The following is a 13831-nucleotide window of genomic DNA, read 5'->3' as shown; positions in this document are numbered from 1 at the left end:
CGGTCTTTCCTGTCTCTTCCGGGTGGGGCCGTCACGCGGTCAGGCGCCCGGCCGCGTGCGCAACGACGGCCGGCAATGCGTCGCCGTTCGCCGCGTGGACGCAGCTCGGGCCGACGCCAAGTATTGTAGACAACCCGGGCGGCACGCCGAACGACAAACCGGCGATCGCGACGCCGCGCTGCCGGCCCTGGCGTGCCGCGTGGCGCGCATCCTCGACGAGGTAGCGCGGGTCGAACACGTCGATGTCGGCGGCTTCGCCGTCGCCGATCATCAGTACGGCGGCCCGTGCGCTCGCGGCTTCGCGGCGCAGCAACGCCAGCGCATGCCGCAGTGCGGCGCCGGTGCGCGTGCTCATCCCGCTGTCGGCGGCCAGCAGCGCCGCACGGCGGCCGGTGTCGAACGCTTCGCCGAAATCCTTGAAGCGCGCGTAGTACACACGATGCCGGCCGTCCGACGTGTAGCCGTGTACAGCCCAGCGCCGCCGCTGCCGGTCGAACAGGTCGCCGAGCACGAACGCCGCGCGCTTCTCGAGCGTGGCGACCTGCGCGGCCGTCGATGCCGACAGGTCGAGCAGGATCAGCACGGGCCCGCGCGCGTCGTGCGGCACGCGGCGGCGGAATACACGCGGATCGGGGGCATGCCCGGCGCGGCGTGCGATCCGTGCGGCGATCGCCGCATCGACGTCGAGCGCATCGCCGTCGAGCTGGCGGCCGACGCGTCGCATCGGCTCGGCCGCACGCGGAGACGGCACCCGCTTCGCTGTGCGCCGGTCGGCTTCGATCAGCGCGGCAAGCGAACGGGGTGCAACCGACGTGGCCGGCGCGCGCTCGACGATGGTTGTCCAGTCGCGACGTTCGCGCTGCGTGTGGCAATTCCACTCGGGATAGCGCGGCGCATCGGGCGCGGGCGGCGGTTCGTCGTCGGGTTCGTCGCTGTGGCCGCCGGTCGATGCCGACATCTCGACGCCTTCGTTGCCAGCCTGTTCGGCCGCCACGGCGGCTGGCTGTGCCCACAGCCACGCGTTGTCGTCGCGATAGGGCAGCCATGCGCCGTCGTCAGGCTCGAAACGCACGCGCATCTGGCCGAGATCGTTCGATAGCCGCGATGCGATCGTGCGGAACGCGCGGTAGTCGTCGAGCGTGTCGCGATGTGCGTTGAACAATTGCACACCCTTGTCGACCCACGGGTTGCCGTCGCGATACGACGGATCGAACAGCGCTTTCGCCAGTCGCGCGCACAGGCGGCCGAACGTGAGCCCTTCACGGTCGATCGGCACGAACGCGGGCGCCCAGAAGGTGGCGAGTCCCGGCCATGCGCGTGCGAGCAGCGCTTCGACGCGCGCATCCTCGATCAGCCCGGCGACGGCGAGACCGATCGGTGTCAGCTTGTCGACCGGTTCGCCGGATGGCGAATGCAGCCAGTGTGCAAGCGCGTGCGCGGCCGCCGCGACGCGTGCATCGGGGGCCAACGCACCCGGCACGCGCAGCGCGGCATGGCCGAGCGTCGCGCGCAGCGCCGCATCGTCGAGCCGCACGTCGGTCTCGTGCGCGGTCATCCCGTGCAGGAAGCGGGCGAGTTGCAGCGCGTTCATGCGGCGAAGTGCGCGGCGGCCATCGTCTGCAACGCGGCGCGCGTGTCGGCGTCGTCGGTTGCGGCGTCGCTGATCGCGATCCGGCATGCATCGAGCGGCGCGAGCCCCGCGACGATCAGCCGGGCCGCGTGCACGAGCAGGCGCGTCGACGCGCCTTCGTCGAGCCCGTTGCCGGCCTGCGCCAGCGCGCGCGTGCGGTGGGCGAGATCGACGAGCCGGCGTGCGGTTTCGCGGTCGGTGCCGCTTTCGCGCACGACGACGTCGGCTTCATGCGCGGCATCCGGATAGCCGAAGTCGATCGCGACGAAACGCTGCCGCGTCGACGGCTTCAACCGCCGGTGCTCGCCGTGATAGCCGGGGTTGTACGAGATCACCAGATGGAAATCCGGATGCGCATGCACGACCTCGCCGAGCCGGTCGAGCGGCAGCACGCGCCGCGAGTCGGTCAGCGGATGGATCACGACCGTCGCATCGGGGCGCGCCTCGACGATCTCGTCGAGATAGCAGATCGCGCCATGCCGCGCCGCGAGCGTGAGCGGCCCGTCGGCCCAGTAGGTGCCGTCGGCGTCGAGCAGGTGCCGGCCGGTCAGGTCGGCGGCCGACGTGTCGTCGTTGCACGCGACCTGGATCAGCGGCAAGCCCATGCGCCACGCCATGTACTCGACGAAACGGGTCTTGCCGCAGCCCGTCGGCCCTTTCAGCAGGACCGGCAGGTGATGGCGGCAGGCCGTCTCGAACCAGTCGGCTTCGGCGCCGGCCGGCTGGTAGAACGGCGCATCGGCGATGCGGTGTCCGGCGAGCGGATCGGTGGCAAGCGGCGTATCGCGTGCGCTCATTACCACCTCCCGGTCATCATCAGCATGCCGGGCAACCAGCAGGTGCCGACGCCGATCGCGATCGTGTAGCCGGGCAGGAAGCGCACGCGCCGCTTCAGCCCGAGCGCGACGAAGAACAGGAACCACAGGCTCGACCACAGCAGCCACATCGTGCCGAAGCGCACGTCATGCGACGTGCCGGCATAGACGAGCGCGCTGATCGCGACGAACAGGCAGTACCAGCCGAGGCCCGCGCCCTGCAGCCCGCGCCATTGGACGGCGGCGAGGTACAGGTACGTGAATGCGAACAGCAGGCCGCCCGCGCTCGAGAAATAGTGCTGCGGCTCAGTGGCTTGCACGAGGCCGACGAGGTTGATCAGCAGCGCGAGCAGCCCGACGAGCAGGTTCAGGCCGGCTGCGTCACGCGGTTCGATGCGGCCGGTGAGTGCGACGCCGTTGACGACCAGCACCGCACCGATGAAGAAGAGAGCGACACCGAGCATGATGAAGGCTCCAGAGTGGGACGGAGCCGTTCGCGCACGCGGCGCGAACGGCCGGGCAGGGCGCGGGCTCAGCGGTGCGCGGGCGCTTCGGACGGAATGCCTTCGATCGGGCATTCAGGCGTGCCGGGTGTCGCGCGCGTGAGGCGTTCGACGGCCTGGCGCGTGCCGTCCGGATCGTTCACCCAGTTCGCGTAGAACTCGAACGGGCATTGCGCGACGCCGTTCGGCGATTCGCCGGAACCGATCTTGCCCGTGTAGCCGCGGTGCAGCAGCTTGTACAGGTGGTTCTGCGACTGCATGTTGCGGCGCGCGTCGCGGATCAGGCTCACCGACAGCTCCGCATACTGCACGCCGTTTTCTTCCTCGCCGCATTCGCCGAGCGTGCGGCCGTCGAAGCCGACGATCGCCGAGTGGCCGAAATACGAATACACGCCGTCGAACCCGGACGCATTCGCGACCGCGACGTAGCAGTTGTTCATGAACGCCATCGCTTTCGACACGAGCACCTGCTGGTCCTTCGCCGGATACATGTAGCCCTGGCAGCGCACGACGAGCTCGGCGCCGCGCATCGCGCAGTCGCGCCAGATCTCCGGGTAGTTGCCGTCGTCGCAGATGATCAGGCTGATCTTGAGCCCCTTCGGCCCTTCGGCGACGTACGTGCAGTCGCCTGGATACCAGCCCTCGACGGGCACCCACGGCATGATCTTGCGGTACTTCTGCACGATCTCGCCCTGGTTGTTGATCAGCACGAGCGTGTTGTACGGCGCCTTGTTCGGGTGCTCCTCGTGGCGCTCGCCGGTCAGCGAAAACACGCCCCACACGTTGGCCTTGCGGCACGCGGCCGCGAAGATGTCGGTTTCCTCGCCGGGGATCGTCGAGGCCGTGTCGTACATCTCCTTCGCGTCGTACATGATCCCGTGCGTCGAATACTCGGGAAACACGATGAGGTCCATGCCGGGCAGGCCGCGCTTGATGCCGACCACGCGCTCCGCGATTTCGCGGGCGTTCGCAATGACGTCGGCGCGCGTGTGCAGGCGCGGCATCTTGTACTGGACGACGGCGACGCCGACGGCGTCGTTGCTGCTGGAAATATCGCCATGACGCATGGTGTGCTCCTGGTTCGGGTGAAGACGTGCGTTTTCGAAAGGCAAAAAAAAGCCCTTGCCTCGACGAGCGAGGCAAGGGCTTCTTTGCCGGTCCGTTCATCCGACAACGCTGTCGGATAACGGGAATGCGGATGGGTGGCCCGGTGTGGGGCCGGCGCAGCGCGGGCTAGCGGGCACGTGCTGCGCACGATCGTGGGACGTCTTTGTCCGCCGGATCGATGGGATGCACTCTAGGCAAAGTTTTTTTTGGACGCAACATCGCGTATACCCCTGCACGTCGCGATCAAGCGGCGACCGGCGCGGCGTGCGTCCGGGATCGTGCATTGCGCTGGGCGATCGCGCGGGGTCGGACGCAAGATTGCATCAGCGACGGAGCGGTATCGCCCCGCGCCCGCGTCGACGTGAACGGATTGGCACGCGCATCGGCAATGCATAACAAGGTTGCGTGTACAACTTTCTTGTGCATGCCGATGCGCGTCGACCCGCGCTTAACTTCGGTCGTTCGCCGCGTTGCTTTCGAGGAAACTGTCCACCGCGATCAGCGATTGTTCGTCGAGCGTGCCCAGCACGCTTTTCAGTTTCAGCTGCAGCTTCAGCGCATCGAGATAGCTGTCGAACAGCTTCTGCCGGATGCCCGAGATGTCGCGCCGCAGGTTCAGCGTTTCGTACGTCGTGCTGTAGCCGACCTGATGCGCCTTCATCGACGAATCGTACGCAAGCCGCGCGGCCTGTAGCGACTGCTGCAGCGCGCGGATGCGCTTGCCGACCGATTCGAGCGCGGACAGCGCCTCGCGGTGATCGGTGCCCAGTTGCTCCTCGACCTCGCGCAGCCGGTTGCGGTACTGCTCGGTCACGTGCTCGGCCTCCACCTGCCGGTAGTACACGCTGCCGCCGGAGAAGATCGGGATCGTCACCTGCACGCCGACCGCGCTCTGATGAAAGTCGGAGCGATCGGTGAGCCCGCGCAGGTTCGGGTTGAGCCCGCGCGAATACGACGCGAACAGGTCGACGGTCGGCAAGTGCTCGGCGCTGACACGCTTGGCGGCGAGCCGCGCGACCTGAACGTCGCGGTATGCCTGCCGGTACGCGGGGTTGTCCTGCGGCGCGTATTCGCCCGACGGAATGCGCGGCGACGACCCGCGCATCGCGAGCCGCGGCCAGCGCGAGAAATCGATCGTCGAACCGAGCAGTGTCTCGTAGCGCGCGCGGCGCGCATCGACGTCGGTTTGCGCGAGCGCTTCGTCGGATTGCGCGAGGCTGCGGCGCGCTTCGATTTCGGCCGTATCGCCGATCGTCTTCATCCCGAGCTGTGCCATGCGTCGCGTATCGCTTTCGAGCCGGCTGAGCGCGTTCACTTCGTCGTCGGCCGACTGCAGTTTTTCGCGCGCGCTCAGCAGGTCGAAGCACGCGTTCGCGACGCGCAGGATCAGGTCCTGCCTCGCCACCTCGAACTTCTGCTTTGCCGATTCCTCGTACTCGGTCGCGCGTCGCATGTCGTACAGGTAGGGCACGTTGAACAGCGCCTGCGTGACCTGCGCGGAACCGTATGCGGCATTGCTCGATCCGCTGACGTCGATGCCGAACAAACTCGCGTGTGTACCGTAGCGTCCCCATTCGAGCTGCGCGGCGGCCTGCGGCAACATCTGTGCGCGTGCTTCGGGGAATTTCTGGCGGGCCGCGTCGTATTCGCTGCGCGCCTGCAGGTAGCGCGGATCGTGCACGACCGCGTACTGGAAGGCGGTGTCGAGGCAGAACGCACGCGCGTTCGCAGACATGCCGGCTATCGTTACAGCGAACAATGTCACGGTTGCAAGTCGGGGATTCCACCTAGTCGTAAAACTTGATAGGGAATTACCCGCATTCCGCGTTGCCGATCCGCGATTCGCGCGCCTCGTTTCAAACATGGCCGTCTCCGTCTCCTGCCCGTGCCGCAACGTATTGCGGCGGGATTTAAACGTTTTGAAATTGAAATTCAAACAGCATGAATGCCTGCCATCCGTGGCGCATCGGAAAACGCGCCTGTAAGAGTGTGTCCTCCATTGAATTCCGATGCGCTCGCATGATAGCCTGATTTCGGCTCGTAATCGCAGTGATTATTAGATTAACAAGTCGCTAGGGATTAAAAGCCGTTTGTCTTTCAATGAAGGTTCTTTGCATCATCTTTATTTTTTACGAGGAGAGAATGATGAAGGTCATGACGACGGAACAGGTCAGGAATGTGCATGGCGGCGGTGCGATCAGCTCGCTGGGTAGCCTCGCCGTTGACGCCGCTCCGGTGGTGACCGCGCTCGGCCAGTTCCTGCCGAGCCTCGGCAATTACCTGCAGAACCCGAAGACGTTCAATAACACCGGCAAGTAACCGCCGTGCGCGGGGAGGCGCCCCCCGCGCGAAATGCTGCGAAACAGAAGGAAAAGAATCGATCGCCGCAGTGGAAATAAAGCGAATCCGAAATGCATTATTTTCGGTTCGGGCGATTATCAGGAGGCAGGAGTGCCGGATTATCCCCGTAATAAAGTAAAAGGCCATTGAGATTGCAATTGGCTGACGGTGGCGGGCATTCCGACAATATAAAGGCCACAACAAATGCGAGACATCACGGAAGAACAGGCCCGCCAGATTCGCGGCGGCGCGTCGCTTTACTCCAATTCGGCCGCCTATACGGTCGATCTCGTCAACCAGTCGATCGGAACCACGCTCCAGGGCCTGATGACCCAATACCAGGCCCACGCCGTCGAGCAGTTCCGGATGTCGCTCGGCTCGTCGCGCTGAGCGGCCCGCCAAGCAGCCGGTAACACCGATCTTCCGTCGCAGCCGGCTGCGTGCCGGCTGCGCCCATGCGTATCGCGCACGACCCGCCACGGGCCCGCTAGCGGCAGGCCCGGGCGGCGCGTCGTCGCGCCCCGGGTGCCCGACCATGCTCTTCAATACGCGTAAAGTCCGTCCGGTCCTGCAGGACGAGGTGACGGAGTGCGGCCTGGCCTGCCTCGCGATGATCGCGTCGTGGCACGGGCGCGAAACGACGTTGCGCACGCTGCGCAACCGCTATCCGGTCCGGATCGATTCCGGGCTGTCGTTCTTCGACCTGATGGAGATCTCGAACGATCTCGGGCTGCGCGCACGCGGGCTGCAGTTCGACGCGGGCGAGCTCGATGCGCTCAAGACGCCATGCATCCTGCACTGGGGGATGAACCACTATGTCGTGCTGACGAAGGTCGGCTACGGCAGCGTGCACATCGTCGATCCCGCGCTAGGCGAAACGAAGCTGCCGCTCGCGCAGGCGCTCACGCACATCACCGGCTACGCGCTCGAACTGAATCCGGACATCGGCTTCACGCGGGCGGGGCAGGCCGACCGGATCCGGCTGCGCGACTACCTCGAAGGGCTGACCGGCATCCGCAAGAGCCTCGCGATCGGCATCGCGGGCGGCGTCGCCGCGCAGCTCCTGCTGCTGCTCGGCCCGTCGTACGTGCAACTGACGATCGACGAGGCGCTGAAGAAAACCGACGTCGACATCCTGTACCTGCTGACGATCCTGTTCGCGATCGTGTTCCTGTTCGACACGCTGTACGCGAACCTCGTCGGCAACATCAAGAGCTACCTGCGCAACATCGTGTCGCAGCAGTTGTCGGCGAACATGGTCGGGCATCTCGCGCGGCTGCCGATCGGCTATTTCCTGTTCCACAACACCGGCGATTCGATCTCGCGCGTGTCGTCGGTGTCGGAGGTCGGGCGCTTTCTCGTCGACGGCCTCGTCGGCGGGCTGCTCAATATCGTCACCTGCACGCTGACGCTCGTGCTGATGCTGTACTACAGCCCGGTGCTGGCCGGCATCAGCCTGGCCGGGATGGTGCTGTTCGCGCTGAGCCGGCTCGCGATCCAGCCGCAACTGCAGGACGCGATGTCGCAGATCCTCACGCGCGGCGCCGAAGCCGACGCGCTGCTGATCGAGAACATCCGCTCCGCGCATTCGATCAAGCTGCTGTCGGCCGAGACCGCGCGCAGCAGCCTGTGGGTGAACGCGTTCACGCAGAAGCTGCAGGCGATGCGCCAGCAGGAGCGGCTGCAGTTGCTGTTCGACGCGATCTCGAAGGGGATCGTGCACGTCGAGCAGCTCGTGATCGTCACGTACGGCGCGTGGCTCGTGATGCACGGCCAGAGCACGATCGGCGTGATCTACGCGTTCATCCAGTACAAGAACCTGTTCGCCGACAAGTTCATCGACTCGATCCAGCTCTATGTGCGCCGCAAGGTGCTGCAGGTGCATATGGACCGCGTCGCGGACGTGTTGCAGACCGAGACCGAGGAGCCCGCGCCGGATGCTGTCGTGCGGCCGGTCGACGGCTTCGACGGCGCACTGTCGATCCGCGCGCTGTCGTACACGCCGAAGGGCGGCAACCGCCCGATCCTGCGCGACATCGCGCTCGACGTACCGGCGGGCAGCAAGATCGCGATCGTCGGGCGCACCGGCAGCGGCAAGACGACGCTGCTGAACCTGATCTGCGGGCTCGTGCGGCCCGAGCCCGGCACGCTGTTCGTCGGTGGTGTGGATCTCGTGGAAGTGAACCTGCGGCAGTATCGCAAGCATCTCGCGGCCGTCACGCAGTCCGACCAGCTGTTTCGCGGGACGATCCGCGACAACATCACGAACTTCGCACCCGCGCCGCGGATCGGCGCGATGTTCGACGCGGCGAAGCTCGCATGCATCCACGACGAGATCGAGCGGCTCGACCATCGCTACGACACGCCGCTCGGCGATACGCAGAAATTCCTGTCGGCCGGCCAGATGCAGCGGCTGCTGATCGCGCGGGCGCTGTACTGCGAGCCGCGCCTGCTGATTCTCGACGAATTTTCGTCGAACCTCGACCAGGCGACGACGCACGAGATCTGCCGCAACGTGCTGACGCTGCCGTGCACGATCGTGCTCGTCACGCATGACGCGTCGATCCTGTCGATGGTCGACCGGATCTACGAGATGCAGGACGGCGTATTGACCGATGCGACCGGCGCATGGCGTTCGGCCGAGGAGACGCGGTGATGCTCGGACGACTCTTTCTGCTCAATCCGTTCTCGTATGCGTTCCTGGTGCGGCGCGCGGTGCGCGCCGTCGCGCTGCGCACGTCGCCGGCGCGCGGGCTGTGGCTGATGCGCTGGTGCTCGGGCGCGTGTCTGCGCTGCTTTCCGTGCATTCGCGAGTCGATCGAGCGTGCGGTTGCGTACATGCTGAGCGCGCACCTGAACGACGATCCTCGACGTGTGCGGGAAGTGTCGGCGGCGATCGTTCGCGAGCTGTTCGAGGCCGAGTTCGCGGGGCTCAAGCTGCGGTCGCACAGCCTCGAATCGATGAAGTCGATGATCGACGGGATGGCGTGCGAAGGCGACGAGCAACTGCAGGCGGCGCTCGCGCGCGGCGGCCCGCTGATGCTTGCGGGGCTGCACTTCGGCAACCTGATGCTGTTCGTCACGAAGCTGCGCTTCATGATTCCCGACGACCGCAAGCTGATGGTGATCCTGCACCGCGATGCGCCGGGCGCGTTCTTCGACGATGCGCTGCGGCTCGTTGCCGAATACGGCGCCGGCGAAGTCGAGTTCATCGACATCGAGGAGCGCGTTCACCTGCGGCGGCTGATCACGAGCCTGCGGCGCGAGGCGCCCGTGTTCCTGCTGTTCTCCGACCTGCACGGCAAGTTCGGCAAGACCAATCGCTGCCGGCTCGGCGGCCGCTGGGTGCGGATGGCCGGCGGCGGTGTGAAGCTCGCGGTCGAGCAGGGGATTCCGCTGCTCGTCGCGTATGCGACGGGCGTGCCGTTCCGCGATCGCTGCGCGGTGCATTTCACCGAGCTCGCGGCCAGCCCGCTCGCGCCGATGCTCGGTGCCGACGACGATGCGTCGCCGGTGCGCGCGACGCACCAGCGTATCGTCGACCGGCTCGAGCAGGCGCTCGTGCGCCAGCCCGAGCAGTGGCATTTCTGGGAACACTTCACGCCTTACCTGATGCCGACGCCGCTGCTCGATGCGGCCGCGCGGCGTCGCTCCTGACGAGCCCGCCCCATGCCGACCTGGAACTCCGCCCTTCGAGAACAGAAGTCGTCGCGCAAGCTCGCGCGCGGCACGACGTTCGGCACCGTGATCCACGGTGTCGTCGACGTGCCGGTGTCGATGCGGTTCTTCTGCTACCTGTCGCTCGCGATGTTCGCGATGTTCGTGACCGCGCTCGTCGAACTGAGCTACGCGAATACCGAGAGCGTGTCGGGGATGCTGACGCCGCGCTCGGGGCTGATCGGCGTCAGTGCGCCGCCGGGCTGGGCCGTGCGCGACGTCTACGTCGGCAAGGACCAGTACGTGAAGGCCGGCCAGCGGCTGCTCGCGGTGACGCGCGATACGAGCTTCGTGAGCCAGGCCAACAACGTGCAGGGGATGCGCGCGGCGCTCGACCGGCAGCGTGTCGAGGTCACGCAGCAGATCGACGCGGCGCGGCTCGAATACAAGTCGTCGGTGCAGCAGATCAACCAGCAGATCGCCGCGCAGGGCGAGAGCAGCGGGCTGATCAGCCGGCAGATCCAGGACCAGAAGCGCATCGTCGACGAGTACGGCGAACGGCGCGCACGCGTGAAGCAGCTGCTCGACGAACAGGTCGTGACGCTCGAGCAGTACAACCAGGTCAACACGCAGTACCTGCAGGCCGGGCAGGCGTACCAGGACCTGCTGCTGCGCCGCGCCGAGCTCGCGAAGAACGCGATGAAGCTGCGCGGCGACCTCGACACGATGCAGAGCAAGTACGACGGCGCGAACGCGGAACTGAAGATCAAGCAGGAGGAGCTGAACGCGAAGGAATACAACATCGACGAGAACGTGAACCAGGTGCTGTACGCGCCGGCCGACGGGCAGATCGTGCGGCTCGACGTCGTGCAGGGCGGCGTGATCGATCCGCCGGGCACGCGCGTCGTCGAGATCCTGCCCGCGAAGGCCGACGGGCTGATCGCCGAGGTCTACATACCGTCGTCGAAGGCCGGCTTCGTGAAGAAAGGGCAGGAAGTGAAGGTGGCGTACGCCAGCTATCCGGTCGAGAAGTTCGGCACGTATCGCGGCAAGGTGCTGTCGATCTCGCCCGTCGCGTTTTCCGCGAAGGAACTGAACCTGCCGGGCGACGCCGCCACGCCGCAGACCTACTTCAAGACCTGGGTCGAGCTGGCCGACCGCACGCCGGCATTCGAAGGGCGGCCGCTGTCGCTGCGCGCCGGGATGATGCTGAAGGCCGATATCGTGCTGGAGCGGCGCAGCCTGCTCGAATGGCTGTTCGAGCCGCTGTACCGCATCCGTCAACGCCTGTTCGGCGTGCCGGCCTGAGCCGATGGCGAGCCGGAACCAGGACCGCCGCCGCGCGCGGCCGGGCACCGTGCGTCCGCTGTCGCGCTGGCTCGGCGCGACGCTGTTCGCGTGCGCGGCCGCCGCGCATGGCGCGCCGCAGCCGGACGGCGACGCCGAGCCACGCTGGCAGGCCGGCGCCGACGGCATCGGCTTCTGGCCCGGCGGCGACGCGGACGGGTTCGACGCGAGCGCGTGGGCGACCGAAGCGGGGCCGGCCCGCCGCGGGCGCGACGATTCGGGCGATGGGCCGCAACCCGACGCCGTACCGTTCACGGCGCGCAAGATCACGCTCGGCCAGCGAACCGGCGGGGCGGGGCCCGCCTGTGCCGCAGCGCACGACGATGGCATGGACGGTATCGGCTTCGACGATAACGGTGCAGCCGGCGGCTGCGAGCCGGCCGCGCCACGCGATGCAAAGGCGGATGACGCACCGGCCGGCGGTGTGGTCCATGCCGACCGGATGCCGTACGAACTCCATCCGATCGATCCGTCGCGGCTGCCCGATCTGCCGGCCGCCCAGGCGCCGCCGCTGCTGACGCAGCTGATGGGCGACGACCGCAACATGGTCGGCCTCGGCTGGCACTTCGTCGGCACGACCGGACGATCGACACCCGTCACGACGCACACGGACGCCCTCGGGCTGAACAGCTTCCAGAACCAGGGTTCGAGCCTGTCGCTCAGCAACACGAACACGCTGGCCTTCACGTTCACCCACTTTTTCTCGGAGAACTGGGCGGCCGAACTCGGCGCGGGCATTCCGCCGGTACTGACGCTGCGCGGGCACGGCAGCATCGCGCTGCCGCTCGACCGGATTTTTTCCGGCGTCCAGGGGCGCTTTCCGCTGATCGATCTCGCCAACACGCAAAGCAACCCGCTCGCGACCACGCGCGCATGGCTCGGCTCCGTCGTGTTCAAGTATTACCTCGGCGAGCGCGATGATCGTTTCCGGCCGTTCGCGGGCATCGGCATCAGCTATACGCGCTTCACGAACACGAACCTGAATCCCGTGTTCCAGCGCAAGCTCGCGTCGCTCGGCGGGCTGCTCGCGGCGGGCGCGGACATCGGCAGCCTGCAGTCGCTGCTGCTCGACCCGTCGCTGTTCCAGCGCATCTGGGATGCCGGCGGTGACCTGCTGCTGTCGGGCAAGACCAACGTGTCGGCCAAGGTGAAGAGCGTGTGGGAGCCGGTGTTCACCGTCGGCGCGAGCTACCAGATCACGCGCCAGTTCTGGATCACCGGCATGGTGACCTATATCCCGTTACGTACGAAGATTACGCTGGACATCGACCAGCCGAACCGGCAGCTCGCGTCGAACACGTTCGATATTTCCGCGAACCCCGTGCTGGCGAGCGTGCTGCTCGCATTCCGCTTCTGACCGGTGCGCCGGCCCTTTTTTCATGAATTTGACGCGCGACACTGGGATAATGGCGGAGTTTGGCTGCGTCAATGATGGAAGGAGGCCCCATGGGCGACAACGATACCCGCACCGAGACCGACGATCGCACCGATATGGAATCGATGGAGGCGCGCCAGCGCCGCTTCGAGGAAGATCTGGTCGACGCCTACGACGAAGAGCTCGAGATGGAGCTCGACGATCGCCGCTTCGACGACAACGACGACCTGCTGTTTTCGCAGGAGCGTCGCGAGGCGCGCAAGGAGTATTTCCGCGAGCTGTTCCGGCTGCAGGGCGAGCTCGTGAAGCTGCAGGACTGGGTCGTGAGCACGGGGCACCGGCTCGTCGTCATTTTCGAGGGGCGCGACGCGGCCGGCAAGGGCGGTGCGATCAAGCGCATCACACAGCGGCTGAACCCGCGCGTATGCCGCGTGGCGGCGCTGCCGGCGCCGAGCAACCGCGAACGCACGCAATGGTATTTCCAGCGCTATGTCGCGCATCTGCCGGCCGGCGGCGAGATCGTGCTGTTCGACCGCAGCTGGTACAACCGCGCGGGCGTCGAGCGCGTGATGAACTTCTGTACCGACGAGGAATACGAGGAGTTTTTCCGTTCGGTGCCCGAGTTCGAGAAGATGCTGGTGCGCAGCGGGATCCAGATCGTCAAGTACTGGTTCTCGATCACCGACCACGAGCAGGAAGTGCGATTCCAGAGCCGGATCGAGGATCCGCTCAAGCAGTGGAAGCTGAGCCCGATGGATCTCGAGAGCCGCCGGCGCTGGGAAGCCTACACGGCCGCGAAGGAAGAGATGCTGCTGCGTACGCACATCGAGGAAGCGCCGTGGTGGGTCGTGCAGGCCGTCGACAAGAAGCGCGCGCGGCTGAACTGCATTCACCACCTGCTGCAGCAGGTGCCGTATCACGAGGTGCCGCACGCACCGATCGACCTGCCGCCGCGCGAGCATCACGAGGATTACATCCGCCGGCCGGTGCCGGACAACATGATCGTGCCGGACACGTACTGAGCGGCCAGCGCGGATTCGTTGCGATGAAGGGGCGC

At 66.4% G+C, this 13831-nt stretch carries 12 protein-coding genes; 7 read left to right on the top strand and 5 right to left on the bottom strand.

The window, feature by feature from the left end; genetic code table 11:
• Nucleotides 1-31 precede the first annotated feature (31 nt).
• The 5 genes from BCEP18194_RS31975 to BCEP18194_RS31955 form a co-directional block, all read right to left on the bottom strand.
• On the bottom strand, nt 32-1591 hold the full coding sequence (locus BCEP18194_RS31975; protein ID WP_011355445.1) for a nitric oxide reductase activation protein: 1560 nt from the start codon (nt 1589-1591) through the stop codon (nt 32-34).
• The gene (locus tag BCEP18194_RS31970) at nt 1588-2427 is read right to left on the bottom strand and encodes a CbbQ/NirQ/NorQ/GpvN family protein (protein ID WP_011355444.1); all 840 of its coding nucleotides are present in this window, start codon (nt 2425-2427) and stop codon (nt 1588-1590) included. The genes BCEP18194_RS31975 and BCEP18194_RS31970 overlap by 4 nt, the downstream gene beginning before the upstream one ends.
• Nucleotides 2427-2909 (bottom strand): AmiS/UreI family transporter, encoded by a 483-nt coding sequence (locus tag BCEP18194_RS31965; protein WP_011355443.1) that lies wholly within the window; start codon nt 2907-2909, stop codon nt 2427-2429. The genes BCEP18194_RS31970 and BCEP18194_RS31965 overlap by 1 nt, the downstream gene beginning before the upstream one ends.
• Before the next feature lie 68 nt (nt 2910-2977).
• Complete coding sequence (locus tag BCEP18194_RS31960) at nt 2978-4015, bottom strand: aliphatic amidase (RefSeq protein WP_011355442.1); 1038 nt, start codon at nt 4013-4015, stop codon at nt 2978-2980.
• A 488-nt stretch (nt 4016-4503) separates the two neighbouring features.
• On the bottom strand, nt 4504-5919 hold the full coding sequence (locus tag BCEP18194_RS31955) for a TolC family protein (RefSeq protein ID WP_011355441.1): 1416 nt from the start codon (nt 5917-5919) through the stop codon (nt 4504-4506).
• A 281-nt stretch (nt 5920-6200) separates the two neighbouring features.
• Here BCEP18194_RS31955 and BCEP18194_RS41770 point away from each other — a divergent pair, with 281 nt between their 5' ends.
• The 7 genes from BCEP18194_RS41770 (at nt 6201) to ppk2 (ending at nt 13796) form a co-directional block, all read left to right on the top strand.
• Complete coding sequence (locus BCEP18194_RS41770) at nt 6201-6374, top strand: hypothetical protein (protein ID WP_006495012.1); 174 nt, start codon at nt 6201-6203, stop codon at nt 6372-6374.
• A gap of 225 nt (nt 6375-6599) precedes the next feature.
• Nucleotides 6600-6785 carry a hypothetical protein gene (locus BCEP18194_RS31950; protein WP_006479215.1) on the top strand — a complete coding sequence of 62 codons (186 nt, stop codon included), beginning with the start codon at nt 6600-6602 and terminating at the stop codon, nt 6783-6785.
• Nucleotides 6786-6930: 145 nt separating this feature from the next.
• Nucleotides 6931-9051, top strand: a complete 2121-nt coding sequence (locus tag BCEP18194_RS31945) for a peptidase domain-containing ABC transporter (protein ID WP_011355440.1) — start codon at nt 6931-6933, stop codon at nt 9049-9051.
• Nucleotides 9048-10052, top strand: a complete 1005-nt coding sequence (locus BCEP18194_RS31940) for a hypothetical protein (RefSeq protein ID WP_041493599.1) — start codon at nt 9048-9050, stop codon at nt 10050-10052. The genes BCEP18194_RS31945 and BCEP18194_RS31940 overlap by 4 nt, the downstream gene beginning before the upstream one ends.
• Before the next feature lie 12 nt (nt 10053-10064).
• Nucleotides 10065-11360, top strand: coding sequence for an HlyD family secretion protein (locus BCEP18194_RS31935; RefSeq protein WP_011355438.1), 1296 nt, complete (start codon nt 10065-10067; stop codon nt 11358-11360).
• 4 nt (nt 11361-11364) lie between these two features.
• Complete coding sequence (locus tag BCEP18194_RS31930) at nt 11365-12756, top strand: OmpW/AlkL family protein (protein WP_011355437.1); 1392 nt, start codon at nt 11365-11367, stop codon at nt 12754-12756.
• Between the two features lie 89 nt (nt 12757-12845).
• The gene (ppk2, locus tag BCEP18194_RS31925; RefSeq protein WP_011355436.1) at nt 12846-13796 is read left to right on the top strand and encodes a polyphosphate kinase 2; all 951 of its coding nucleotides are present in this window, start codon (nt 12846-12848) and stop codon (nt 13794-13796) included.
• Nucleotides 13797-13831 lie beyond the last annotated feature (35 nt).

Origin of the sequence: Burkholderia lata (genome assembly GCF_000012945.1) — a bacterium.
Classification (GTDB): Bacteria; Pseudomonadota; Gammaproteobacteria; order Burkholderiales; family Burkholderiaceae; genus Burkholderia; species Burkholderia lata.
Note: the sequence above shows the minus strand (reverse complement) of the source record. Positions and strands in the feature narration are given on the sequence as shown.